Source organism: Enhydrobacter sp. (genome assembly GCF_030246845.1).
GTDB lineage: Bacteria > Pseudomonadota > Alphaproteobacteria > Reyranellales > Reyranellaceae > Reyranella.
Genome location: NZ_CP126889.1, coordinates 646280 through 670553 on the forward strand (window position 1 = coordinate 646280; position 24274 = coordinate 670553).

The 24274-nt window shown below is 66.8% G+C and carries 23 protein-coding genes; 12 read left to right on the forward strand and 11 right to left on the reverse strand.

Translation table 11 applies throughout. The annotated features are described in order from the left end of the window. Window positions 1-106 precede the first annotated feature (106 nt). From OJF58_RS03420 to OJF58_RS03455, 8 genes are all read left to right on the forward strand, one after another. On the forward strand, window positions 107-955 hold the full coding sequence (locus OJF58_RS03420) for a branched-chain amino acid ABC transporter permease (RefSeq protein WP_300785149.1): 849 nt from the start codon (window positions 107-109) through the stop codon (window positions 953-955). Between the two features lie 8 nt (window positions 956-963). After that, on the forward strand, window positions 964-2106 hold the full coding sequence (locus OJF58_RS03425; RefSeq protein ID WP_300781664.1) for a branched-chain amino acid ABC transporter permease: 1143 nt from the start codon (window positions 964-966) through the stop codon (window positions 2104-2106). Then, window positions 2103-2867, forward strand: coding sequence for an ABC transporter ATP-binding protein (locus tag OJF58_RS03430; RefSeq protein ID WP_300781665.1), 765 nt, complete (start codon window positions 2103-2105; stop codon window positions 2865-2867). The genes OJF58_RS03425 and OJF58_RS03430 overlap by 4 nt, the downstream gene beginning before the upstream one ends. A 96-nt stretch (window positions 2868-2963) precedes the next feature. Then, window positions 2964-3737 (forward strand): ABC transporter ATP-binding protein, encoded by a 774-nt coding sequence (locus tag OJF58_RS03435; RefSeq protein ID WP_300781666.1) that lies wholly within the window; start codon window positions 2964-2966, stop codon window positions 3735-3737. Between the two features lie 12 nt (window positions 3738-3749). Next, entirely contained in the window at window positions 3750-5600 is a 1851-nt protein-coding gene (locus OJF58_RS03440; RefSeq protein ID WP_300781667.1) for an AMP-binding protein, read from the forward strand. A gap of 49 nt (window positions 5601-5649) precedes the next feature. Continuing rightward, entirely contained in the window at window positions 5650-6822 is a 1173-nt protein-coding gene (locus tag OJF58_RS03445; RefSeq protein WP_300781668.1) for an ABC transporter substrate-binding protein, read from the forward strand. Between the two features lie 82 nt (window positions 6823-6904). Then, entirely contained in the window at window positions 6905-7690 is a 786-nt protein-coding gene (locus OJF58_RS03450; protein WP_300781669.1) for an SDR family oxidoreductase, read from the forward strand. Next, the gene (locus OJF58_RS03455; protein ID WP_300781670.1) at window positions 7677-8435 is read left to right on the forward strand and encodes an SDR family oxidoreductase; all 759 of its coding nucleotides are present in this window, start codon (window positions 7677-7679) and stop codon (window positions 8433-8435) included. Before OJF58_RS03450 ends, OJF58_RS03455 begins: the two co-directional genes overlap by 14 nt. A gap of 69 nt (window positions 8436-8504) precedes the next feature. On the opposite strand, the gene OJF58_RS03460 is transcribed toward OJF58_RS03455, so the two are convergent. After that, entirely contained in the window at window positions 8505-9386 is an 882-nt protein-coding gene (locus OJF58_RS03460; protein WP_300781671.1) for an alpha/beta fold hydrolase, read from the reverse strand. A gap of 72 nt (window positions 9387-9458) precedes the next feature. On the opposite strand from OJF58_RS03460, the gene OJF58_RS03465 reads away from it, so the two are divergent. Continuing rightward, entirely contained in the window at window positions 9459-10202 is a 744-nt protein-coding gene (locus OJF58_RS03465) for a 2OG-Fe dioxygenase family protein (protein WP_300781672.1), read from the forward strand. A 45-nt stretch (window positions 10203-10247) separates the two neighbouring features. Here the strand turns inward: OJF58_RS03465 and cobF are convergent, their stop codons facing one another. The 3 genes from cobF to OJF58_RS03480 form a co-directional block, all read right to left on the reverse strand. After that, window positions 10248-11015 carry a precorrin-6A synthase (deacetylating) gene (gene cobF / locus OJF58_RS03470; RefSeq protein ID WP_300781673.1) on the reverse strand — a complete coding sequence of 256 codons (768 nt, stop codon included), beginning with the start codon at window positions 11013-11015 and terminating at the stop codon, window positions 10248-10250. A 103-nt stretch (window positions 11016-11118) separates the two neighbouring features. Beyond that, window positions 11119-12669 (reverse strand): DHA2 family efflux MFS transporter permease subunit, encoded by a 1551-nt coding sequence (locus OJF58_RS03475; RefSeq protein WP_300781674.1) that lies wholly within the window; start codon window positions 12667-12669, stop codon window positions 11119-11121. Between the two features lie 2 nt (window positions 12670-12671). Continuing rightward, window positions 12672-13733, reverse strand: a complete 1062-nt coding sequence (locus OJF58_RS03480; protein WP_300781675.1) for an HlyD family secretion protein — start codon at window positions 13731-13733, stop codon at window positions 12672-12674. Between the two features lie 99 nt (window positions 13734-13832). Here OJF58_RS03480 and OJF58_RS03485 point away from each other — a divergent pair, with 99 nt between their 5' ends. After that, the gene (locus OJF58_RS03485) at window positions 13833-14726 is read left to right on the forward strand and encodes a LysR substrate-binding domain-containing protein (protein WP_300781676.1); all 894 of its coding nucleotides are present in this window, start codon (window positions 13833-13835) and stop codon (window positions 14724-14726) included. Between the two features lie 12 nt (window positions 14727-14738). On the opposite strand, the gene OJF58_RS03490 is transcribed toward OJF58_RS03485, so the two are convergent. The 6 genes from OJF58_RS03490 to OJF58_RS03515 form a co-directional block, all read right to left on the reverse strand. Next, a complete protein-coding gene (locus OJF58_RS03490) occupies window positions 14739-14870 on the reverse strand; it encodes a hypothetical protein (RefSeq protein WP_300781677.1) in 132 nt (43 codons plus the stop codon). Window positions 14871-14954: 84 nt separating this feature from the next. Further along, window positions 14955-15665 (reverse strand): ABC transporter ATP-binding protein, encoded by a 711-nt coding sequence (locus OJF58_RS03495; protein WP_300781678.1) that lies wholly within the window; start codon window positions 15663-15665, stop codon window positions 14955-14957. Next, the gene (locus tag OJF58_RS03500) at window positions 15662-16414 is read right to left on the reverse strand and encodes an ABC transporter ATP-binding protein (RefSeq protein ID WP_300781679.1); all 753 of its coding nucleotides are present in this window, start codon (window positions 16412-16414) and stop codon (window positions 15662-15664) included. The genes OJF58_RS03495 and OJF58_RS03500 overlap by 4 nt, the downstream gene beginning before the upstream one ends. Next, a complete protein-coding gene (locus OJF58_RS03505) occupies window positions 16411-17364 on the reverse strand; it encodes a branched-chain amino acid ABC transporter permease (RefSeq protein ID WP_300781680.1) in 954 nt (317 codons plus the stop codon). Before OJF58_RS03505 ends, OJF58_RS03500 begins: the two co-directional genes overlap by 4 nt. Next, window positions 17361-18263: a branched-chain amino acid ABC transporter permease gene (locus OJF58_RS03510; RefSeq protein ID WP_300781681.1), complete on the reverse strand. Its 903-nt coding sequence runs from the start codon at window positions 18261-18263 to the stop codon at window positions 17361-17363. The genes OJF58_RS03505 and OJF58_RS03510 overlap by 4 nt, the downstream gene beginning before the upstream one ends. Window positions 18264-18278: 15 nt before the next feature. Beyond that, window positions 18279-19526, reverse strand: coding sequence for an ABC transporter substrate-binding protein (locus tag OJF58_RS03515; protein ID WP_300781682.1), 1248 nt, complete (start codon window positions 19524-19526; stop codon window positions 18279-18281). Window positions 19527-19694: 168 nt separating this feature from the next. Here OJF58_RS03515 and OJF58_RS03520 point away from each other — a divergent pair, with 168 nt between their 5' ends. After that, window positions 19695-20879, forward strand: a complete 1185-nt coding sequence (locus tag OJF58_RS03520) for an acyl-CoA dehydrogenase family protein (RefSeq protein WP_300781683.1) — start codon at window positions 19695-19697, stop codon at window positions 20877-20879. 13 nt (window positions 20880-20892) lie between these two features. Next, window positions 20893-21102 carry a DUF2905 domain-containing protein gene (locus OJF58_RS03525; RefSeq protein WP_366526813.1) on the forward strand — a complete coding sequence of 70 codons (210 nt, stop codon included), beginning with the start codon at window positions 20893-20895 and terminating at the stop codon, window positions 21100-21102. 31 nt (window positions 21103-21133) lie between these two features. Here the strand turns inward: OJF58_RS03525 and OJF58_RS03530 are convergent, their stop codons facing one another. After that, entirely contained in the window at window positions 21134-24274 is a 3141-nt protein-coding gene (locus OJF58_RS03530) for a multidrug efflux RND transporter permease subunit (protein WP_300781684.1), read from the reverse strand.

Genomic DNA, 24274 nt, shown 5'->3' on the forward strand with positions numbered 1-24274 from the left:
CATAGCGTTGACAGCGCTGAATAGCTGTTCATATTGGCAGCGTACGAGGCGGCGTCAGATCGCCCGACACAAGGGATGGAAACTGGTTGATTTTCTGCAACTCACCCTGAACGGGCTTGCGGTCGGCTGCATCTATGGTCTGGTCGCGCTTGGCTTCGTGCTGATCTACAAGGCCACGGAGCTGGTGAACTTCGCCCAGGGCGACCTGCTGATGCTGGGCGCCTTCGTCGCCTACATGGCGGTGGCCTGGTGGAAGCTCGACTACTGGGTCGCCTTCCTGATCTCCGGCCTCTCGGTGGCGGTGTTCGGCGCCCTGCTCGACGCCGTCGTGCTGCGCCGCGTGATCGGCCAGCCGCAATTCGCCGTGGTGATGCTGACGATCGGGCTCGGCGCCATCTTCCGCACCTTCGCCAGCGTCACCTGGGGCTCGGAAATCTACACCCTGCCGACGCCCTTCGGCGGCGTCACCACGATCGGCGGCGTTACGCTCAGCCACCAGTATCTTTCGATCGTGGCCGGCACGTTCCTGCTCTGCGGCGTGCTCTATCTCTTCTTCACCCATACCCGCATCGGCATTGCCATGCAGGCGACCTCGCAGAACCAGCTCGCCGCCTACTACATGGGCATCCCGGTGAAGCTGATCTTCTCCCTGATCTGGGCGATATCGGCCGGCGTCGCCGCCGCGGCCGGCATCCTGCTCTCGCCGGTGACGCTGATCGACACCAACATGGGCCTCGCCGTGGCGCTGAAGGCCTTTGCCGCGGCGGTGCTGGGCGGTTTCGGGTCCATTCCGGGAGCCCTCGTGGGCGGCATCATCATCGGGCTGATCGAGCTCTATGCCGGCGCGACCCTGTCGGAGGGGCTTAAGAACACCGCGCCGTATATCGTCATGCTGGTCGTGCTCGCGATCCGGCCGCAGGGCCTGTTCGGCACGCTCGCGCGCAAGAAGGTGTAGGCGGCGGCATGCGGTTCCTGTTCAAGACCTCCTACGAGCAGGATATCCGGCTTTTCCGCGACCGGACCGACGCCTTCTGGTACGGCCTGCTCGCTTTGCTCGTGGTCGGTCTGCCGTTCGTGATCGACGAGTACTATGTCGGCGAGACGAGCTGGGTCTTCATCTATGCGCTGTGCGGCCTCTCGCTGATGGTGCTGGTGGGCTACACCGGCCTCGTCTCGCTGGGCCATGCCGCCTTCCTCGGCATCGGCGCCTACGCCCACGCCTATTTCCTGCAGCAGGGGCTGCCATGGGTGGTGGCGATGGCGCTGGCGGTCGCGATCACCACGGCGGCCGGCTTCGTGGTCGGCCTGCCGGCGCTGCGCATGACCGGCATCTACCTCGCCATCGCCACGCTCGCCTTCGCCGTGATCATCCAGGAAGTGTTCAGCCGCTGGGAGTCGGTCACCCATGGCTTCGCCGGCATGCCGGTCGACAAGCCGACGATCTTCGGCGTTTCCTTCGACGACGACCGGTCGTTCTACTTTCTCTGTCTCTTCTTCCTCGTCGTGGCGCTGTGGCTGACGCGCAATCTCCTGCGCGCGCCGACGGGGCGGGCCTGGATCGCCATCCGCGACAGCGAGATCGCCGCCCAGTCGATGGGCGTCAACCTCGCGATCTACAAGTCCATCGCCTTTGCCTATTCGGCCGGGCTGATGGGGCTGGCCGGCGCCCTGTTCGCCCACAAGATCGCCTACCTCGCGCCCGACATCTTCACCATCCTGCTGTCGATCCAGTTCCTGCTGCTGGTGATCGTGGGCGGGCTGGGCTCGCTGCACGGCGCCGTGTTCGGCGCGATCTTCGTCGCCCTCCTGCCGCCCGTGATCGCCATCCTGCGCGATTCGATTCCGGAAAGCCTCGCCGGCTTCGCAGCCGCCACCGGCATCGCGCCGATCGGCAGCCTGGGCGCTGCGATCGGCGCGTTCCTCTCGAAGCCCGGCGTCGAGGCCGGCATCTTCGGCCTGATCCTGGTGCTGGTGATCCTGCTCGAGCCGCTCGGCATGTATGGCCGCTGGCTCAAGATCAAGCTCTTCTTCTCGACCTTCCCGATGTACAAGAAGGCGACCTTCAAGCGGCAGAAGAGCTACATGCGATCGGAGCGGCTGCGATGAGCCTGTTCAGCGCCGACGATCTTTCGGTCAGCTTCGGCGGCATCCGGGCCGTCGATGGCGTGAGCTTCGCCGTCGAGAAGGGCGAGGTCTTCACCATCATCGGCCCCAACGGCGCGGGCAAGACCACGATCTTCAACCTGGTGAGCCGCATCTACAATCCGACGGGCGGCCGGCTGCTGTTCGACGGCGCCGACATCACGACCGTGCCGCCGCACCGGATCGCCGCCCTCGGCATCGCCCGCACCTTCCAGAACATCGAGCTGTTCGAGCACGCCACGCTCCTGCAGAACCTCCTGCTGGCGCGCCACGCGCACAAGAAGTCGGGCTTCTTCTCCGAGCTCCTGTTCCTGCCGTCGGTGCGGCGCATGGAGGTCGAGCACCGCGCCGCCGTCGAGCATGTGATCGATTTCCTCGACCTGCAGCAATATCGCGACAGCCTGATCGTCAATCTGCCCTACGGCGTGCGCAAGGTGACCGAGCTTGCCCGCGCGCTCTGCACCAACCCCCGGCTGCTGCTGCTCGACGAGCCCTCCTCCGGCCTCAATGTCGAGGAGACCGAGGACATGGCGTTCTGGATCGAGGACATCAAGACGGTGCTGGGAATCACGGTGCTGATGGTCGAGCACGACATGACGCTGGTGTCGGCCGTCTCCGACCGGGTCCTGGCGCTGAACTACGGCAAGCCGCTGGCGATCGGCACGCCGCGCGAGGTCCAGAACCACCCCGACGTCGCCAGGGCCTATCTGGGTGGCGAGGCATGAGCTTGCAGCAGCCTTCTCGTCCCTCCTGCTCGAACCTCCTCTCCCCCCACGTGGGCGGAGAGAGCCTCTGCATCCGGACATAGGGGCAGGGACGCCATGGCCCAGCCCATCCTCAAGGTGACCAACATCGAGACCTACTACGGTCCGATCATGGCCATCCGCGGCGTCTCGTTCGAGGTGCCGGAGGGCGGCATCGTCACCATCCTGGGATCGAACGGCGCCGGGAAGACCACGGTCCTGAAGACGATCAGCGGCGTCATGGACCCGCAGAAGGGCAGCGTGGCCTTCGCGGGCCGCGAAATCCGGCGCATGGATCCCGACAAGGTGATGCGACTCGGCATCAGCCACGTGCCCGAGGGCCGCGAGGTCTTCCCGTTCCTGACGGTGCGCGAGAACCTGCGCATGGGTGCCTTCACCCGTCGCGACGCCGACGGCGTGGCGCAGGACCTCGAGACCGTGTTCGGCTACTTCCCCGTGCTGCGCGAACGCGCCGACCAGCGCGCGGGCTCGCTGTCGGGCGGCGAGCAGCAGATGCTGGCGATCAGTCGCGCGCTGATGGCGCGGCCCAAGGTGATGCTGCTCGACGAACCCTCGCTCGGCCTCTCGCCCAAGCTCGTGAAGGACATCTTCGAGATCATCGTGCGCATCAACCGCGAGCGCGGCGTCACCATCCTGCTGGTCGAGCAGAACGCCAGCATGGCGCTGCGCACCGCCGACTACGGCTACGTTCTCGAGGTCGGCCGCATCGTGATGGCCGACACCTGCGCGCGGCTGGTCGAGAAGGAGGACATCAAGGAGTTCTATCTCGGCATCAAGGAACAGGGCGCGCGCGGACAGCGGCGCTGGAAGAAGCGCAAGACCTGGCGGTAGCGAGGCAATGCGATGAGGGACAACGGCTTGCCCGTCTCGGGTGCATCGATCGAAGTCGAGGGTTGCGACACCATCGCCAGGCTGTTCTGGCACCAGGTGGGCGCGCGGGGCGACCGCACGGCGTTCCGTGAGAAGGATCTAGGCATCTGGCAGGCGACGAGCTGGCGCGACTACGGCGAGCGGGCGCGCGCCGTCGGCATGGGCCTCGCCCGGCTCGGCCTGGTACGCGGGGAGGTCGTCTCCATCCTGGCGGAGACCGTCCCCGAATGGCTCTATGCCGACATGGGGACGATGGGCGCGGGCGGCGTCTCCAACGGCATCTACCCGACCGACTCCGCCAAGCAGGTCGAGTACATCCTGAGCGACAGCCGGTCGCGCTTCCTGTTCGTCGAGGACGAGGAGCAGCTCGACAAGTTCCTCGAGGTGCGCGAGCGCTGCCCGCTGGTGCGCAAGGTGTTCGTGTTCGACATGGAGGGCCTGTCGGACTTCCGCGACGGGCAGGTCATGCCGTTCGACGAGCTGCTGGCGCTCGGCCGCCAGCATCAGACGGAGCATCCGCGCCTGTGGGAGGAGCTGGTATCGGCCTCGCGGCCGGACGACCTCGCCCTTCTCGTCTATACGTCGGGCACGACCGGGCCGCCCAAGGGCGCCATGCTCTCGCATCGCAATGTCATCTTCCAGATCGGCAATGCCGACGCTTTCATCCCGATGGCGGCGGGCGACGAGCAGCTCGCCTTCCTGCCGCTCTGCCACATCGCCGAGCGCACCTTCACGGTCTTCCTGCCGCTGCGCTCGGGGGCGATCGCCAACTTCGCCGAGAGCGTCGAGACCGTGCCCGAGAACGTGCGCGAGGTGGCGCCCACGATCTTCTTCGCCGTGCCGCGCATCTGGGAGCGCTTCTACTCGGGCATCGCCATCCGCATGAAGGAGGCGACCTGGATCGGGCGCACCGCCTACCGCTGGGCGGTGAGCGTCGGGCTCGGAATCGCCGAGGCGGAGCTCGACGGCCGCCGGCCCTCCGCGTTCCACCGCCTGCTCTTCCGGCTGGCCGACTTCCTGGTGCTCGACAACATCAAGCGCGCCATCGGCATGCATCGCGTGCGCTTCGCCGGCACCGGCGCCGCGCCGATCGCCCCCGATCTCATCAAGTGGTATCGCGCGCTCGGTATCGACATGCGCGAGGTCTACGGCCAGACCGAGAATTGCGGGCTGGCAACCGGCATGCCGGACCGCATCAAGCTCGGCACCGTGGGCATCGCTGCGCCCGGCACCGAGGTGAAGGTGTCGCCCGACGGCGAGATCCTGCTGAAAGGCCCGCACGTCTTCATGGGCTATCTCAACAATCCGCAGAAGACGGCCGAGGCGGTATCCGATGGCTGGCTGCACACCGGCGATGTCGGCTTCCTCGACAACGAGGGCTACCTCAAGATCACCGACCGGATGAAGGACATCATCATCACTGCGGGCGGCAAGAACGTCACGCCGTCGGAGATCGAGAACCAGCTCAAGTTCTCGCCCTACATCTCCGATGCGGTCGTGATCGGCGACCGGCGCAAGTTCCTGAGCTGCCTCGTGATGATCGACTACGAGAACGTTGCCAAGTATGCCCAGGACAGCAACGTGCCCTTCACCGACTTCGCCTCGCTCTGCCGCACGCGCGAGGTGATCGAGCTGATCGGCGCCGAGATCGAGCGGGTCAACCAGAACTTTGCGCGCGTCGAGACCGTCAAGAAGTTCCGGCTGATCGAGCAGCAGCTCACGGCCGAGGACGAGGAGCTGACCCCGACCATGAAGCTCAAGCGCAAGTTCGTGAACGAGAAGTACAAGGCCCTGATCGACGGCATGTACGTGGAGGCGGCGTGATCCCGCGCGGGGCGCGTCCGCGGTGGAAGAAACCCAACGGGAGGAGGAAATGACACCATCGGCAAGAATAGCGGCGTTGGCGGCCATCCTGGCGACAGCCACCGTCGCCGGCGGCGCATCGGCCCAGACGCGCGGCGTGACCGCCAACGAGATCGTGCTGGGCATGCACACCGATCTGTCCGGCGTGGCCGCGACCTACGGCGTATCGTCGTCCAACGCGGTGAAGATGCGCTTCGAGGAGATCAACGCCCAGGGCGGCGTCAACGGGCGCAAGATCAAGGTAATCGTCGAGGACCAGGGCTACCAGGTGCCGAAGGCGGTGCAGGCCTGCAACAAGCTCATCAACCGCGACAAGGTCTTCGCCTTCATCGCGCCGCTCGGCACGCCGATGAACAATGCCTGCTTCAAGGAGGAGTTCGCGGCGGGCGTGCCCAACCTCTTCCCGTTGTCCTCGGCGCGCTCGATGTACGAACCGTTCAACCGGCTGAAGTTCATCGCGGGCGCCACCTATGTCGACCAGATTCGCGCCGGCATCAACTATCTGGTGACCAAGCAGGGCAAGAAGAAGCTCTGCGTGATGTACCAGGACACCGACTTCGGCAAGGAGATCGTCGAGGGCGCCGAGGAGCAGGCCAAGAAGCTCGGCATCAAGATCGTGGAGATGACGGCGCACAAGCCGACCGACAGCGACTTCACCGCCTCGCTCACCAAGCTCAAGTCGGCCGGTTGCGACCTGGTCGCCATGGGCACGATCGTGAAGGACACCATCGTTCCCTACACCGCCGCGCGCAAGGAAGGCTGGAACGACGTGACCTTCCTCGGCTCCGCCGCCACCTATGACCTGGTCGTCGGCGCCGCGCCGGGGATGGACGGCTTCTACGGCATGGGCCTCACCGAGATGCCCTATGCCGACAGCAAGGTCGCCTCGGTCGCGAACTTCGTGAAGCAGTACAAGGCGAAGTTCAACATCGATCCCAACATCGGCGCGGTCTACGGCTATGTCGCCGCCGACCTCACCGTGAAAGGCCTGCAGAACGCCGGCAAGAACCTGACGCTCGACAGCTTCATCTCCGGCATGGAGGCGATCAAGGGCTACCACGATATCTTCGGCGGGCCCGAGATCAACTTCGGACCGAAGATCCGCCAGGGCGCGAACTCCTCGTTCCTGGCCGAGGTCAAGGGCGGCCGTTGGACGCGCGTCACCGAACCGCTCGGCTTCTAGAGCGGCGATGTCACCGCCCCGCTTTCCGGAGCGGGGCTTTTTCTTTGGTTTGCGCATCCTCTGCCGCTAAGGTCGCCCCGACATGAGCGAACTTTCGGGACGGGTGGCGATCGTCACCGGCGGCGCCTCTGGCATCGGCGCCGCCTCGGCCAAGCTGCTGCAGGACGCGGGCGCGGCCGTGATCGTGGCCGACGTGCTGGAGGCCAGGGAAGGAGCCGGCCGCTTCGTGCGTCACGATGTGGCCTCGGAGGGCTCCTGGAAGGCCCTGCTGGCCGACGTGATGGATCGCGAAGGCCGGCTCGACATCCTGGTCAACAACGCCGGCATCAGCGGCGGGATGGGCAATGTCGAGACCACCACGGTCGAGGAGTGGCAGCGCGTGCAGGCGGTCAATTCGGAGGGTGTGTTCCTCGGCTGCCGGCACGCCGTCGAAGGCATGAGGAAGACCGGCCCAGACAAGCCCGGGACCGGCGGCTCGATCGTCAACATCTCGTCGGTCGCCGGCCTGGTGAGTGGTGCCGGATCGCTTGCCTACACCGCCAGCAAGGGCGCGGTGCGGCTTCTCACCAAGAGCGTGGCGCTCCATTGCGCCGAGAAGAGATACGGCATCCGCTGCAATTCCGTGCATCCGGGCGGCGTCGATACCGCGATCTTCGACCCGCTGTGGCAGGCGGTGGGACGCGAGCAGGGCAAGGCCTTCTTGGGCACACGCCATCCGATCGGCCGCATCGCCGAGCCGCCGGAGCTGGGCCAGGTCGTGCTCTGGCTCGCCTCCGACCGCTCGAGCTTCGTGACTGGCGCCGAGATCGTGGCCGACGGCGGCCTCACCTGCGGCCTGACGAGGAGGACGCCGCTTGGCCCGTCTTGAGAGCAAGGTGGTGCTGATCAGCGGCGGCGCGTCGGGGATCGGCGCCGCGACCGCGCGGCTGGTCGTGTGCGAGGGCGGCAAGGCGGTGATCGCCGACCGCGACGAGGAGAAAGGCCGCCTTCTCGCAAGGGAGCTCGGCGCCTCTGGCCTCTTCCTGCCGCTCGATGTCACCCAGGAGCCCGCGTGGCAGAAGGCCGTCGCCGGCACGATCGACACCTTCGGCGGCCTGCACGGGCTGCTGAACGCCGCCGGCATCGGCACGCGCACCGACATCGAGAGCTGCACGCTGGCGGAATACCGCCGTGTCAACGACATCAATGCGCTGGGCACGTTCCTCGGCTGCAAGGCCGCGGTCGCGGCGATGAAGCAATCGGGCGGCGGCTCGATCGTCAACATCTCGTCGGTGCTGGGATTGCGCGGCGCCCCCTATGCCATGGCCTACTGCGCCAGCAAGGGCGCCGTGCGGCTGCTGACCAAGCACGTGGCGCTGCATTGCGCGCAGATGAAGTACAATATCCGCTGCAACTCGGTGCATCCGGGCTATATCGACACGCCCATGATCGCGCCGCGGCTCGACCAGGCCGTCGGCAACATGTCGGGCCGGCAGTGGCTCGAGGAGCTGCATCCGCTCGGCCGGCTCGGCCGTGCCGAGGAAGTCGCGAGCATGATCCTGTTCCTGCTGTCGGACGAGTCGAGCTTCTCCACCGGCGCCGAGTTCGTCTGCGACGGCGGCCTGACCGCTTGATCTCCGGGACCGCGAGCCTCCGGCTCGCTCACGACCTCCGAGCGGACAAGATGCCCGCGGTCCGGAAGATTACCTCATCCCGGTGATCGAGGCGCTCGTCGCGCGCGGGTCGCGCTTGGGCCAGCGGCCGGCCTCGACTTGGGCGATGAAGTCGCCGACGATGCGGTTGAACTGGTCGGGATCCTCGAGATTGATGGTGTGGCCGCAATTCGGCATCACCGCGAGCGCCGCGGCCGGGATCTCGCGCTTCATCAGGAGCGCGGGGGCGAGACAGGGCCAGTCCTCGTCACCGGTCAGGATCAGGGTCGGCACCGCGAGCGCACGCATCCGGTCGACGAGATCATAAAGCGACGGCCGCTGTCCCTGGCAGCCGATCTGGGTGTTGGCCGAGCCCAGCGCCGAATGCTCGGCGAGCGCCTTCTTGAACTCGGCGAAGCCGCGCGGGTCCTTGTTCTCGAACTGCACGCGCGTCGGTCCATAGGCGTACTTCTCGGCGAAGGCCGCCATGCCGTCGCCGAGCAGCGACGCCGCCACCGCCTCGACCTCGGCCCTGAAACGGGCCTGCTGGTCCTTCTCCGCGCCGTAGCCGACGCCCGCCACCACCAGAGACCGGGCGCGCGACGGGTGACGGAAGCCGAAATGCAGGCTCGCGAATCCGCCCATCGACAGCCCGACGACATGCGCGCGGTCGATCCCGAGATGGTCCAGCACGACCAGGATGTCGTCGGTAGCGCGCTCCTGGGAGTAGCTTTCGGGCTTCTCCGGCACGTCGGACGGCGGATAGCCGCGGGCGCCGTAGGTGATGCAGCGATAGCGCTGGCCGAAATGGCGCATCTGCATCTCCCAGGAACGATGGTCGGCCGCGAATTCGTGGACGAAGATGATCGGCGCCCCGGCCCCGGTTTCCTCGACATAGAGCTTCACGCCATCGTCGGTCGTCGCGTAAGGCATTGTTTTTCTCCGGCAAGCCTCGACATTAGCTCATATGGCGGGCCGAGACCCGCCGGTGCTACGGTTTTGGCCATGAGCGAGATCGGGACAGGATTGCAGAACGCGACGGGCATCCGCCAGACCGTTGCCCGCGCCGGCTATGCGTTTGTCGAGGCCTCGGATATGCGCACGGCGCTCGGCCGGTTCGGCACGCTGGCCGACTGGGCCGCCTTCGCCGAGAGCTGGAACGATCTCGAGACCGACACCTACATGGCCGATGGCGGCCGCTATCGGCGGCGGCGGTTCGCCGTCTTCGCCGCACCGCGCCAAGGGGCGATCGTCCGCGGAGCGCATCAGCCGCACTACCAGAGCCTCGACTACAACACCCTGAACGGCGGCATCGAGCGCTGGTTCGAGCCGATCAGGCCCGAGATCGCCGACGGCCCGAGCTTCCGCACCATCCTCGAATATTGCCGCTCGCTGTTCGGCCGGCTGGCCCCCGACGTCGCGCACTGGCATGTCGAGGCGCATCAGTTCCGCATCGAAGCCCGGCCCGGGGAACAGGGCAAGCCGACGCCCGAGGGCATGCATCGCGACGGCGTCGACTATGTGCTGGTGCTGCTGGTCGCCCGCCGCAACATCCGCAGCGGCACGACCACCGTGCACGATCTCGACAAGCGCGCGCTCGGCAGCTTCACCCTGACCGACCCGCTCGACTCGGCGCTGGTCGACGATGCGCGCTGCTACCACGGCGTCACGCCGGTCGAGCCCGAGAACCCCGCCCAGCCCGCCTATCGCGACGTCCTGGTCGTGACGTTCCGGAAGAAGCAGTCCTGATCGACGATCATGCTCGTTCGGCCCTGCGTCCCGGCGGCATCGTGATCATGAACTGCGAGAGACTCTTCGCATCAGGTAAGTGTCCATGATCCAGCCATGCGCCGCCCGGGCATCGCGGCGCAGGCGGTTGATCTTCGCGGCGGCTTCCTTCAGGCGGCCGGCAACGAGGATCTCGTCCGACGTCCCGAGATAGGCGCCCCAGAAGATCTCGACCTCCTGATCGGCAAAGCGGTTGTAGGTCTCCTCGCCGTCGAGCATCACCACGACGCTATCGGCGCCATCGGGCCAGCCTTCCTTCAGACGCCGGCCGGTCGTGATCAGCACCGGCTGGCCGATGCGGTTGAGCGTGATGCGGTGCCGGGCCGCCAGGATCTGGAGGCTGCTGATGCCGGGGATGACCTCGTACCGCAGTGCCTGCCCCGGCTTGCGCGCGAGCGCCTCGACGTTGCGGATCGTGCTGTCGTAGAGCGCGGGATCGCCCCAGGCGAGGATGCCGCCGCACTGACCTTCGCCCAGCTCGCTGTCGATCATGCGCTGAAAGGCCGCCTGCTTGTCGCGATTGAGGTCGTCCACGCAGGCGGCGTAGTCCGCCGGCGCGCGCTCGCGCGGCGGGCTCCGCGCTTCGACGACGCGGTAGGGGTGGTCCTCGATATAGCGACGCAGGATCTCGAGACGCAGCGCCACCATGTCCCGCTTGAGCGAGCCCTTCTCCAGCACGAAGAAGACGTCCACCCGGTTCAGCGCCTCGACCGCCTCGACCGTCACCTGCCGCGGATCGCCGGGCCCGATGCCGATGATCAGGATCGTTTTCATCGCGGTGGTCCTAACGTGCCATCCAGGAGACAGCAAGCTACTGCGCTGTCAACGATCCGCCGCCCACGGCGACGAAGAGCCGGTCCAGGAAACAGAGGCCTGGTCATTCGAGGACGGCGGGATGCGCGCCCGCCTGGGGCCTGGCGCGCCGGATCAGCACGAGGAAGGGAATGGTGAACAGCGTCAGCAGCATCATCAGCCGGAAGTCGTCGATATAGGCGATCATCGCCGCCTGGTTGGTGATCATGGCGTTCAACGCCGCGATGCCCTTGGCGGTCGAAATATCGACATGGGCCGCCAGGGCGGCGGGGTTGGACGTCATGTCGTAGGGCGTGACGTGCTCGGCGAGCGAGGCATGCAGGCGCTGGGTGTTCTGCGTCAGCAGGAACATCACGACCGAGATACCGATCGAGCTGCCGAGATTGCGCAGCAGGTTGAAGAACGCGGTGCCTTCGTTGCGCAGCGGGCCGGGCAGCGTCGTGAAGGCGACGGTCGAGAGCGGCACATAGACGAGGCCCACGCCCAGGCCCTGCAGCACGCCGGAGACCACGATCGGCCAGTAGTCCATCAGAAGCGACCACTGGGTCATCTGCCAGAGCGAGTAGGCCGTGACCAGAAGACCGGCTGCGATGATCAGCCGGGCGTCGAAGCGCTGGATCAGCCGGCCGACGATCATCATGCCGAGGAGCGTGCCGAGGCCGCGCGGCGCCGTGACGAGGCCGGTCAGCACCACCGGATACTGGAGCTGGTTCTGCAGGAGCGGCGGCAGCAGCGCCAGGGTGGCGAACAGCACGACGCCGACCAGGAAGATGAAGACATTCGAGGCGAGGAAGTTTCGATCCTTGAACAGGCCGGGATTGAGGAACGGGTGCCGGCTCGTGAACATGTGCACGATGAAGAGATAGAAGCCGAGGCTCGACACGACCGCCTCGACGATGATCTCGGTCGAGGAGAACCAGTCCAGCAACTGGCCGCGGTCGAGCATCAGCTGGAGCGCCGCGATGCCGACGCTCAAGGTCGCGAAGCCGAAGAAGTCGAAACTCGACGAGCGCGGGGCACGGCTTTCCGGCAACGTCGAGACCAGCCCCAGGAAGGCCAGCACGCCAATCGGCAGGTTGATGTAGAACACCCAGCGCCAACTGTAGTTGTCGGTCAGCCAGCCGCCGAGCGCGGGCCCCAGGATCGGCCCCATCGTGACGCCGATGCCCCAGATCGCCATGGCGCGGCCGAAGTTCCGCGCCGAGTTGATGTCGAACAGCACCGCCTGCGAAAGCGGCACCAGTGCCGCGCCGCCCACGCCCTGCAGGAAGCGGAAGGCGACGATCTCGGGCAGCGTCTCGGCCAGTCCGCAGAGCGCGGACGCGACGGTGAAGACGACGATGGAGACGAGGAACACGCGGCGGCGGCCGAATTGGTTGGCCATCCAGCCGGTGAGCGGGATCGTGATCGCGGCGGCGACGATATAGGAAGTGAGCACCCAGCCCATCTCGTCCTGCGTGGCCGAGACCGTGCCCTGCATGTGCGGCAGCGCGACATTGGCGATCGTCGTGTCGAGCGCCTGCATGATGGTCGCCAGCATCACCGAAACGGTGATGATGCCCTTGTGGGGCACCTCCTCGAACCGTCCTTGCGACGATCGACCCGTGTCGCTCACGGCTATTTCCAGAAGGCAAGCGAGCGGCGATGGTGCGTGTCGACCTCCACCGTGACGCTCATGCCGGCGGCCAGCGGCACCTTGTTGGGGTTCCCATCGATCGAGAGCCGCACCGGCAGGCGCTGCACGACCTTGACCCAGTTGCCGGACGCGTTCTCCGGCGGGAGCAGCGAGAAGCTCGAGCCCGTGCCCGGGCTGAGGCTCACCACCTTGCCGGTGAAGCTCTCGCCGGGAAAGGCGTCGACGTCGAAAGTGGCGCCCTGACCCGGCCGCATGTAGGTGAGATCGGTCTCCTTGAAATTGGCCTCTACCCAGACATCCGTATCGGAGACCAGTGCGAACAGCGGCGCAGCGGCGTTGACATAGTCGCCGACCTGGAGCTGCTCGACCTTGGTGACGATGCCTTCGATCGGCGCGTCGATCTCGGTGTAGGAAAGCTCGAGCCGCGCATGATCGAGCGCGGCCTGCGCCTGACGCACGCCCGGCTGGCTGTCGACGGGGGCGTCGGGCTTGCCGCCGAGCTCGGCAAGCGCGCTTGCCGTCCGCTGGCGCGCCGCCGCCAGCCGCTGGCGCGCCGTTTCGAGATCGTGCGTCGCCTGGTCGAGCCGGGAACGGGAAGCGATGCCGGACGCGGCGAGCTTGCTCTGACGGTCGAACTCGCGCTGCTCGAAAGCCAGGGTGTCCTCGGCCGCCTTCTCCTCGGCACGCGCCTGGGCGTAGGCCGCCTGCAGCGTGGCGATGCGCAGCCGCGCGCTCGCGAGCTTCGCCTCGGCCGATTCGACGGCGATCTCGAACGGCCGCCGGTCGAGCTTGACCATGGGCTGGCCCTTCTTGACGACCTCGTTGTCGTGCACGTCGATCTCGACCACGCGGGCCGAGATGTTGGCGCTCACCTCCACGCGCGCCGCCTGGATGTATGCATCGTCGGTCGAGACGTAGCGGCCGCCCAGCAGGTAGAAGGCGATCGCCCCCAGGACGACCACGACCGGCCCGGCCGCCAGCAAAATGGTCCGGACCCTGCTTCGGCGGGTCTTCAAGGCGAGAAACGGGGCTTCGAACGGCATTTTCCTGGAGGTCCGATTGAGGGGGAGCGGAACCTAGCAGGTTGGTCGCTCTGGGATTATACCGTACAATATGAATAGATTAGTTGGTATTAACGAACAATGCACGGAACGGAATTCGCCGAGTTGAACGCCTTCGTTGCCGTCGCCGAGCGCAGCAGCTTCGCGCGCGCCGCCGCCCAGCTCGGCGTCGTGCCCTCCACCATCAGCCAGATCATCCGCACGCTCGAGGAGCGGCTGGGCGTGCGCCTGCTGAACCGCACGACGCGCAGCGTCTCCCTGACCGACGCGGGCGAGCGCCTGCTCGCGCGAATCCGGCCGGCCATCATGGAACTGGGCGCCGCGGTCGAGGACCTGAACGAGTTTCGCAACATTCCGACCGGCACCCTGCGGCTCAGCGTTTCCACGGGCGCGGCGCACATCGTGCTGGCGCCGATCGTGAAGGACTTCCTCGCCGCACATCCCGCCATCTCGCTCGACATCACCACCGACAACCGCCAGAGCGATATCGCCAGCGGCCGTTTCGATGCCGGCATCCGGGTGGGACGATTCGTCGCCAAGGACATGCAGATCGTTCGCGCGAGCGCGCCGTCGCGACTGATGGCGGTCGCCTCGCCCGACTATCTGCAGCGAAACCCGCCGATCCGGGTGCCGCAGGATCTGCAGCACCACAACTGCATCCGCTTCCGCGGCAACGACCAGATCTCGACCTGGGAGTTCGCGCGCGGCAAGAGGACGCTCCATCTCTCGGTGAACGGCACGCTGGTCACGAACAACATGGAGCTGGTGCTGCGCGCCGTGCTCGACGGTGTAGGCGTGGGCTATACGATCGAATCGTACGTCGCCGCCGAGCTTGCGCAGCAGCGGCTGGTGCCCCTGCTGACCGACTGGTCGCCGCAGCACCAGAGCTACTATCTCTACTATTCCGGCCGACGCCAGCTTCCGGTGCCGCTGAAGGCGTTCATCGCCTTCCTGCGCCAGCGGAGAAAAGCATAGACCGAGGAGCGCTTACTGGCTGTCCTGGTGTCCGTTGAACCGCCGGTAGCGGATGGTCGCGGCGCCAAGGCACAGGATCAGCACGGCGAAACCCGCCGCCCAAAGAAGATAGCCGACGCTCTGGAGAATCTGACCGGATGACATGACGCGCTCCTTCTGCAAGGAGACAACACCACGCTCCGGCGCAAGTTGCGCGTGCGACGTCAGGACGCTCCGGTTCTGTCCACGCTACATCGCGAGGTAGCGACGACGAATATCGGTATTGGCCCTCAGTCCCGCCACATCGTCGCGATGCACGATATGGCCCTTGTCGATCACCGCGGCATGCGAAGCAATGCTGAGGCAGAAGTGCATATTCTGTTCGGCCAGCAAGATGGTCGCGCCGCCTGCGCCCAATTCGCGCACGAGCTTGCCGATCTCCGCGACGATGATCGGCGCCAGCCCTTCGCTCGGCTCGTCCAGCAGCAGCACCAAGGGATTGCCCATCAGTGCGCGCGCGATCGCGAGGAGCTGCTGCTCGCCGCCCGACAACCGGCCCGCGGCGCGGCGCCGCAGCCTGGCGAGCAGCGGAAAGGTTTCCCAGATACGCGGCACAGTCCAGTCGCTGCGGCCGTCAGGGCCGGGTTTCGCCGCGATCAGGAGGTTGTCCTCGACCGTGTGCTCGGGAAAGACCTGACGATCCTCCGGCACGTAGGCGAGACCGAGCCTGGCCCGTGCGTGGGGCGGGGCGTGAGTGATGTCGCGGCCGCCGAAGAAGACGCGACCCCGGCGCGCGGGAACGACGCCGGCCAGCGTCTTCATGGTCGTGCTCTTGCCGGCGCCGTTGCGGCCCAGCAGCGCCAGCGTGCGGCCCTCTTCCAGCGCCAGATCGATGTCGAACAGGATCTGGCTCGCGCCATAGAAGGCGCAGAGCTCCTCGGTGCGCAGGAGCTCGGTCACGCCGCGTGCTCCTCGGTGCCGAGATAGGCGTCGATCACGAGCTGGTTGGCGCGGATCTCGTCGGGTGTGCCTTCCGCCAGCACGCGGCCGTAGCAGAGCACGCGGATGGTGCTCGCGACCGAGAAGACGATGTCCATGTCGTGCTCGATGAAGACCAGGGTGAGCTTCTGGCGCTCCCACAGACCGCGCACCCGTTCGATCATGCGCCAGCGCTCCTCGGGCCCCATGCCCGCGGTCGGCTCGTCGAGCAGCAACACACGCGGCTCGAGCGCCAGCGCGAGCGCGATATCCAGCAGCTTCTGATCGCCATGCGAGAGGATCGCGGCCTGCGTGTCGACCACCTCCTCCAGGCCCGCCATCTCGGCGACCTCCATCGCGCGCTGGCGGACCGCGGGCGACGGGAAGCGGCCGCGGAGATTGCCCCACTGGCCGACATGGGAGGTGACCGCGGCCATCAGGTTCTCGAGCACGGTCATGCTGGGGAAACAGCTCGCCACCTGGAAGGCGCGGCCGATGCCCTCGCGCACGCGGGCGGTGCGCGACAGGGCCGTGACGTCGCGCCCGTCCAGCAGCACCTGGCCGGCGTCGGCCGGGAAGGCGCCGCAGATCAGGTTGAAGAAGGTGCTTTTGCCCGCGCCGTTCGGGCCGATCACCGCCGACAGCGAGCCCGACGGAAAATGCAGCGACACGTCGTCGATGGCGCGCACGCCGCCGAACGCCTTGATGAGATTGCGGACCTCAAGGCTCATCGCGCCCTTCCCCTCCAGCGCAGCCGGAGGAAGTCGAGCACGCCGCGGCGCAGCCCCAGCGCAAAGGCCAGGATCACGATTCCGAGCACCAGTCCGTAATACTCGGTCGTGCGGGTCACGATATCGTTCAGCGCCAGCAGGATCATGGCGCCGGCCAGCGGTCCCAGGAAGCTCTCGATGCCGCCCAGCATGACGGCGAAGATCGCCTGGCCCGAATTCGGCCAGTCGGCGAACTCGGGATAGGCTCCCGACACGAAGAGCGCGGCCAGCACGCCGCCCAGACCCGCGAAGCCGCCGGCGATCACGAAGGCGGCGAGCCGGGCCCGCCACAGCACGACGCCGAGAAAGGCGGCACGGTTCTCGTTGTCGCGGATCATGCGCAGCGTGGTGCCGAAGGGGCTGGCCGATATGTGGCGCAGGGCGAGCAGACCCAGCACCGCAACGATCGCACAGAATTGGTAAAGATGGAGCTGCGAGCCGAGATCGAAGCCGAAGATCTCCCGTCGCGGAATGCCGCCGCGCAGGCCCTGGTCGCCGCCAGTCAGGCTCTGCCACGAGATGATGATGCTGAAGAACAGCATCTGCATGGCCAGCGTCACGAAGGCGAAATAGTCGGAGCTGAGCCGCACGCAGACCGCGCCAACCGCAAGCGCCGCGACGCTCGTGGCCAGGACCGCGAGAATGGCGGCCACCGGCAGCGACATATCCGTGAGCTGCATCATCAGGGCGAAGGCATAGGCGCCGAACCCGTAGAACATGCCATGACCGAACGACACCATGCCGGTGCTGCCCACGAGCAGATTCAGTGACGTGGCGAACAGCGCCATGGCGCTCAGCCGGATGACGTAGTCCTCGAAGGCCGGATTGCGATGGACCGCGGGGATCAACAGGATGACGATCAGGACCACGGCGGCGATGATCGTGTCGCGCAAGGCGGGCCGGATCTTCATGCGGTGCGGCGGCCGAACAGCCCTTGCGGGCGGAAGACCAGGATCAGGATCATGACGGCGTAGATCAGCCCGTCGGTGAAGCCCGGAAAGCCGATCGTGCCGAAACCGCGCAGCAGCCCGATCACAAGAGCCGCCACCAGTGCGCCGCCGATCGAGCCCATGCCGCCGATCACGGTCACGATGAAGCTTTCGATCAGGATCGAGAAACCCATTCCGGGCGAGAGCGAGCGCACCGGCGCCGCCAATGCGCCGGCGAGCCCGGCCAGGGCCCCGCCGACCGCGAACACCACCGCGAACAGGAGCGTGGTGTTGATGCCGAGCACCCCCACCATCGCCGCATTGTGCGCGGCCGCGCGGACGGTCTTGCCGAGCCGCGTGAACGCGAGGCCGAGGCCCAGCGCCAGGGCGATCGCGGCCGCGACGCCGATCAGCACCGCATAGAAGGGCGGCACGACGCCGCCGGCGATGAAGAACGGCGGCACCTGGAAGGCCGCCGGCATGCCCATGGCATGGAAGTCGGGCCCCCACACGATCTTCACCACGTCGTCGAAGATCAGCACGACGGCGTAGCAGATCAGGAGCTGCATCAGGACGTTGCTGCCGTAAACGCGCGCGATCAGCAGGCGCTCGAACAGCACGCCGAACAGCGCCATCGCCGCCGCCGCGGCAAGCACCGCGAGTGCATAGCTCGTCGTGAGCTCGAGGGTCGTATAGGCGACGTATCCGCCCAGCATGTAGAAGGTGCCGTGGGCAAAGTTCACCACCCTCAGCACGCCGAAGATGAGCGTCAGCCCGGCGGCGACGAGGAACAGCAGCATGCCCACGATCAGGCCGCTGGTGGTCTGCGTCACCACGCAGGCGGCGGTCGCGAGGCAATGCCCGAGCGCGTCGAGATCCATCGTCAGGCGGCAGCGTCAGATGTAATGCTGCTGCTTCTTCCACTCCGTCTCGAGCTCGACGATCTTGCCCCAGTCGGCCGGCTTCACCGAGGTGATGTAGGGCGGCTTGGGCACCGTCTGACCCCAGCCGATCGCGTAGCCGATGGTGGTGTGGTCGTCGCGCATGGTGATGGTTCCGTCGACGCCGAAAGGCGTTTTGATCTTCATCCCGGTGAGCGCCGCCGCGACCTTCTTGCCGTCGATCGATCCGGCCTTCTTCACGCCCTCCTCGACGAACTGCAGCGCGACGCTGTTCTCCCACGACCAGTTGGTGGGATATTCGTTGAACTTCTTGCGATAGGCCTCGCCCCATTCCTTGTTGGCGGGCGTGTCGGGGAAGGTCTCGATGTAGCGCGTGGCGGCCTGGATGCCCTGCGGTAGGTTCTTGATCGCCGTCAGCACCGGATAGTCGAAGTTGGGGCTCGCCACGGTCATCTTCGAGAACAGCGCGTAGACGTTGCCCTGGTTGACGAAGGCCGAGAGATCTCCGGCATAAAGCAGCGTGAACAGCGCCTGCGGCTTGGCCTGGATCAGCTTGGTGATGACTTCGGTGAGGTCGGGCTGGCCGAGCTTCGGCCAGGCCTCGGTGTTGAACTCCGCGTCCGGCTTGAGCTTCTTGAAGAATTCCAGGTACTGCTTGGTCGTGTCGCGGCCGTAGGCGTAGTCGGGCGAGCAGGTCGCCCACTTGGTGATCTTCTTCTCGTTGGCGAAGTCGGCGAGGTAGGCGCTGCCGGCGATGGCGTCGTGCACGCCCTGCCGCGCTACGCGAAAGGCCGTCGCCACGCGGATCTTGGGATCGGCGGTCAGCGACGAGGTCTCGCTGTTCGAATGGATGCAGAGCACGCCGAGATCGCGCACCACCTCCTGCACGGCAAAGGCACCCGACGAAGCCTCGGCATCGATCAGGATTTCGCATCCGGCGCTATTCACCAGCTCGCGCGCCACGCGCGCCGCCTCCTGGGGCTGGCCCTTGGAATCGCGGAACACGAACTCGATCTGCCGGCCGAGGATGCCGCCTGCGGCGTTGATGCGCTCGGCCTCGAGCTGCAGGCCATTGCGCGAGGACGTGCCCAGCAGCGCGATCGGTCCGGAAAAAATACTCTGCATGCCGATGCGCAGCGTCTTGGCCTGCGCCCGTGCCACCCACGGCGCCGCGAGAACGCCGGTGACACCGGCGGCGGCGCCGGCGAGAAGGCTTCGACGTCCGATTCCACGCATCCGCATTGTGTTTCCTCCTTGTTCCGCATCGAGCCGTGGTTGTTTCGTTGAGCACATCCTAGCTGGAAAACGCAGACCACAAACGCCGCGTTTGCATTTGTTTCGCTGTTCGGCCCGTTGACAAAGGCGCTGCCGACATCCCCCAATCGCCGGCAGGCCATTGCGAGGGACTTCATGACCGACGTCGCCGTGTTGCCGCTCAAGCCGGATCCGCTTGCGCAGGCGCGCAAGATCGGGCCGTCGGTCGGTGCCGTCGCCGACGAGATCGAAGCGACGCAGGAGATTCCCGAGCCGGTCGTGACGGCGCTGCACGAGTCGCGGCTCTTCCGCATGCTGCTTCCGCGCTCGGTGGGCGGCGATCAGGTCGAGCCGTGGACCTATTTGCGCGCGGTCGAGGAAGTGGCGCGCCATGACGGCTCGGTCGGCTGGAACGTCTTCGTCTCGAACAGCTCGGCGCTGATCGCGCCCTTCATCCCCATCGACTCGGCGCGCGCGATCTACGGTGATCCGCGCGGGCTTGTCTCCTGGGGACCGCCCAATCAGCATCGCGCGATCGCCACGGCCGGCGGCTACCGCGTGACGGGCGAATGGCATTTCTCCAGCGGCCGGCGGCAGGCAAGCTGGATCGGCGTGCACTGCCAGGTGATCGAGCCCGACGGCTCGCTGCGGCTGAATCGCTTCGGCCGGCCGACCGTTCGCACGCTCCTGATGCCCAAGGAACAGACGACGGCGATCCACGACTGGCACACGCTCGGCATGCGCGGCACGGCGTCGGAAGGCTACAGCGTCCGCGACGTGTTCGTGCCCGAGGCATTCTCCGGCACGCGCGAGGACCCGACGCTGCGCCGCGATCGCGGGCCGCTCTATGCCTTCACCATGCAGGGCCTCTATGCCGTCGGCGTCGCCGGCGTGGCGCTCGGCATCGCGCGGGCGATGCTCGAAGCTTTCGTCGCGCTCGCCGCCGAGAAGGCGCCACGCTACCAGGGCAGGCTGGCGGACAATCCGGCGGTGCAATCCGACTTCGCTCGGCATGAGGCGGCGTTGGGCGCATCGCGCGCCTATCTGGTCGAGGTGCTGGAGGAGGCATGGGAGAGCGCCGACGACGTCGAGCCGCTGGAGGCCCGACAGCGTGCGCGCGTGCGGCTCGCCTGCAGCCATGCCATACAGAATGCGCTCGACGTCGCCGATCGCGTCTTCAAGGCGACCGGCACATCCGCGATCTTCCTCGGCACGCCGTTCGAGCGCCGCTTTCGCGACATCCACACCCTCTCCCAGCAGATCCAGTCCCGCGACGCGCATTTCGAGGCCGCCGGGCGTGTCCTGCTCAAGGGCGATCCCGACGGCACCTTCATGGGCTGAGGCGCATGCCCATATGGCGATCATGTCACGGGCGCTGATCGCAATCGGCCTCGTCCTGGTGCTCGCCGGTTTGCTGTGGCCCTGGCTCGTTCGCCTCGGCCTTGGCCGGCTGCCGGGGGACATCGTGATCCGGCGCGAGGGCTTCACCTTCTATGCCCCGATCACGACCGGCCTGATCGTCGGGATTGTCCTGTCGCTGATCTTCTGGCTGATCAACCGCTGACTCCGGCGTCGACTGACCTATGCGCGGCGGCCTAATGGCTGCCCGCGGCCCGACGGTAGCGGGCGAAACGGCGGTGGCCCCATTCGCGCATGCGCTGGAAGACGACATAGAGCATCGGGATCAGGAAGATGCCGACCGTGCTCGCGACCAGCATGCCGGCGAAGACCGACGTGCCGATATCGCGTCGGCTGATCTGGGCGGCGCCGTGGGCGAAGACCAGCGGTACGAGCCCCAGGATGAAGGCGAAGGAGGTCATCATCACCGAGCGGAATCGCATGCGTGCTCCCAGCACGGCGGCATCGGCGATTCCCATGCCCTGCTCGCGCTGCTCCCTGGCGAACTCGACGATCAGAATGCCGTTCTTGGCGGCGAGCGCGATCAGCACCACGAGCCCGATCTGGGCGTAGAGATCGAGCGTCAGGCCGGCGATCAGGATGCCGGCATAGGCGCCCAGCACACCGACTGCCACCGACAGCAGCACCGGCATCGGGATGACCCAGCTCTCGTACAGGGCGACCAGGAACAGGAAGGCGAAAATGACGGCCATCGCCAGGATCGGTCCGGTCTGGCCGCTCGCCTCGTGTTCCTGATAGGCGGTTCCCGTCCATTCGAACGCGTAGCCCGGCGGCAGGGTCTTGGCCGACACCTCCTGCATCGCGGCGAGTGCCGCGCCCGACGAGCCGCCCGGCGCCGGGCTGCCGTTGATCGTGATCGAGCGGTAGTTGTTGTAGCGCGTGATCACCTGCGGGCCGACGACGAAGCGCAGTTGCGTGATCGACCGCATGGGCACCATCTCGCCCGCCTTGTTGCGGATGTGGATCTGCCAGATGTCCTCGATATCGCGACGGTTGGCCGCCTCGCCCTCGACGTTGACCTGCCAGGTCCGGCCGTAGAGATTGAAGTTGTTGACGAAGAATCCGCCCAGCGTCGACTGCAGCGCCGTGAATACGTCGTTCATCGACAGCCCCAGCGCCTGCGCCTTGTCGCGGTCGATGTCGAGATAGATCGACGGCGTCGTCGCGGTGAAGGTCGAGAAGACGCGGGCAAGCCGGGGATCCTGGTTGGCGGCGGCGATGACGCCCCGCATCACGCTGCCGAGCGTGACCGGGTCCTGCCCCTCCAGGGCCTCGAGCTGGTACTCGAAGCCGCCGCTGGTCGACAGGCCGATGATCGGCGGCAGGTTGAAGGCGACGATCGACGCCGTGCGGATCTGCTGCGCCTCCTCGAACGTCTTGCGGATCAGCGCCTGCGCCGAATCCTGGGCCGACCGGCGGTCGGCGAACGGCTTCAGCTTGGCCAGCATGAAGGCGGCGTTGCTCTCGTTGGCCGAATCGAGCAGCGAGAAGCCGATCACGGCGAACACGTCCTGCACCTGCGGCATCGACTTCAGGATCTGCTCGACCTGGCGCGCCGTCTCGCCGGTCCGTGCCACCGACGCGCCGTCGGGAAGCTGGATGTTGAGGAAGAACGCGCCCTGGTCCTCCTCGGGCAGGAAGCTGGTCGGCGTGATGCGCGAAAGCCCGTAGGTGCCGGCGCCGATCACCACCAGCAACGGCAGAGACAGCGCCGCGACGCGCACCAGCCGGCGCACGATCGCGGCATAGCCATCGCGTGCCAGATCGACTCCGCGCAGCGCCAGCGCGATCAGGCCGCGCTTCCTCGGCTCGTGCCGCAGGAAAATGGCGCACAGCGCCGGCGACAGGCTGAGCGCGTTCAGCGCCGAGATCAGCATGGCGATGCTGATCGTGACCGCGAACTGGCGGAAAAGCTGGCCGGTGATGCTCGGGATGAACGCGACCGGCACGAACACCGACAGCAGCACCAGGCTGATGGCGATGATCGGCCCGGTGATCTGCCGCATCGCCTTGAGCGTCGCCTCGCGAGGCGGCAGGTCGGGCTCCTCCTCGAGCACGCGCTCGACATTCTCCACCACCACGATCGCATCGTCGACGACGATGCCGATGGCCAGCACCATGGCGAGCAGCGAGACGGTGTTCGCCGAGTAGCCGGCGATCAGGAGGAAGGCGAAGGTACCGATCAGGCTCACCGGAACGGCGACGGCGGGAATGATGGTGGCGCGGAAATTGCCCAGGAAGAGGAAGACCACGATCACCACGAGGACGAACGCCTCGGCCAGCGTCCAGAGCACGCTCTGGATCGTGTCCTCGACGAACACCGTCGAATCGTAGACGACCTGGGCCTTGAGGTCCGGCGGGAAACGCTTGCCGAGCCGCTGCAGCGTGCGTCCGACCTCGGCCGCGGTCCGCACGGCGTTGGCGTCGGGCGCCAGATAGAGCGCGACGCCGACCGACGCCTGGCCGTTGATGCGCGTCTCGGTGTCCTCGTTCTGGGCGCCGATCTCGACCCGCGCCACGTCCCCGATCCGCAGCACCGAACCGTCGGGATTGGCGCGTAGCACGATCTGGCGGAACTGCTCCGGCGTGGTCAGCGTCCCCTGCGTCTGCACGTTCATCTGGAACTGCTGGTCGTTGGCCACCGGGCGGGCACCGATGCGGCCGACCGGCGCCTGCACATTCTGCGCCTGGATGGCGTTCACCACGTCCGACGGCGACAGGCCGAGGCTGGTGAGACGCTGTGTGTCGAACCAGATCCGCATCGAGTAGTTGAGCTTGCCGAACAGCAGCGCCTGTCCCACGCCGGGCACGCGCGCCAGCTCGTCCAGCACGTTGATCGTGGCGTAGCTCGTGACCTCGACCGGAGTCATCTTGCCGGTCTCGCTGTAGAAGTTGAGGAACTGCAGGATGGCGGCCGACCGCTTGATCACGGTGAGCCCCTGGAGCTGCACCGCCGGCGGCAGTTGCGGCAGCGCCGTCTGCACGCGGTTGTTGACGTTCACGGTCGCTGTGTCGGGATCGGTGCCGACCTCGAAGCTGACGGTCAGCCGGTAGCTGCCGTCATTGCCGCTGGTCGACTTCATGTAGATCATCCTGTCGACGCCGACGATCTGCGCCTCCAGGGGCTGCGCCACCGCCGCTTCGACCACGGCGGCCGACGCGCCGGGATAGGTCGCGGTCACCTGCACGCGCGGCGGCACGATGTCGGGGAACTGCGCCACCGGAATGCGCGTGAGCGCGATGGCGCCGGCGATCGTGATGACGATGGCGATGACGACCGCAAGCCGCGGGCGCCGGATGAAGACTGCCGAGATCAC

Coding starts and splice junctions, on each gene's coding strand:
- OJF58_RS03490 (WP_300781677.1), bottom strand. CDS start 14,870: ATGTCATCCGGTCAGATTCTCCAGAGCGTCGGCTATCTTCTTTGGGCG.
- OJF58_RS03520 (WP_300781683.1), top strand. CDS start 19,695: ATGACCGACGTCGCCGTGTTGCCGCTCAAGCCGGATCCGCTTGCGCAG.
- OJF58_RS03525 (WP_366526813.1), top strand. CDS start 20,893: ATGGCGATCATGTCACGGGCGCTGATCGCAATCGGCCTCGTCCTGGTG.
- OJF58_RS03500 (WP_300781679.1), bottom strand. CDS start 16,414: ATGAGCCTTGAGGTCCGCAATCTCATCAAGGCGTTCGGCGGCGTGCGC.
- OJF58_RS03450 (WP_300781669.1), top strand. CDS start 6,905: ATGAGCGAACTTTCGGGACGGGTGGCGATCGTCACCGGCGGCGCCTCT.
- OJF58_RS03480 (WP_300781675.1), bottom strand. CDS start 13,733: ATGCCGTTCGAAGCCCCGTTTCTCGCCTTGAAGACCCGCCGAAGCAGG.
- OJF58_RS03440 (WP_300781667.1), top strand. CDS start 3,750: ATGAGGGACAACGGCTTGCCCGTCTCGGGTGCATCGATCGAAGTCGAG.
- OJF58_RS03505 (WP_300781680.1), bottom strand. CDS start 17,364: ATGAAGATCCGGCCCGCCTTGCGCGACACGATCATCGCCGCCGTGGTC.
- OJF58_RS03445 (WP_300781668.1), top strand. CDS start 5,650: ATGACACCATCGGCAAGAATAGCGGCGTTGGCGGCCATCCTGGCGACA.
- OJF58_RS03460 (WP_300781671.1), bottom strand. CDS start 9,386: ATGCCTTACGCGACGACCGACGATGGCGTGAAGCTCTATGTCGAGGAA.
- OJF58_RS03435 (WP_300781666.1), top strand. CDS start 2,964: ATGGCCCAGCCCATCCTCAAGGTGACCAACATCGAGACCTACTACGGT.
- OJF58_RS03515 (WP_300781682.1), bottom strand. CDS start 19,526: ATGCGGATGCGTGGAATCGGACGTCGAAGCCTTCTCGCCGGCGCCGCC.
- OJF58_RS03425 (WP_300781664.1), top strand. CDS start 964: ATGCGGTTCCTGTTCAAGACCTCCTACGAGCAGGATATCCGGCTTTTC.
- OJF58_RS03430 (WP_300781665.1), top strand. CDS start 2,103: ATGAGCCTGTTCAGCGCCGACGATCTTTCGGTCAGCTTCGGCGGCATC.
- OJF58_RS03485 (WP_300781676.1), top strand. CDS start 13,833: ATGCACGGAACGGAATTCGCCGAGTTGAACGCCTTCGTTGCCGTCGCC.
- cobF (WP_300781673.1), bottom strand. CDS start 11,015: ATGAAAACGATCCTGATCATCGGCATCGGGCCCGGCGATCCGCGGCAG.
- OJF58_RS03465 (WP_300781672.1), top strand. CDS start 9,459: ATGAGCGAGATCGGGACAGGATTGCAGAACGCGACGGGCATCCGCCAG.
- OJF58_RS03510 (WP_300781681.1), bottom strand. CDS start 18,263: ATGGATCTCGACGCGCTCGGGCATTGCCTCGCGACCGCCGCCTGCGTG.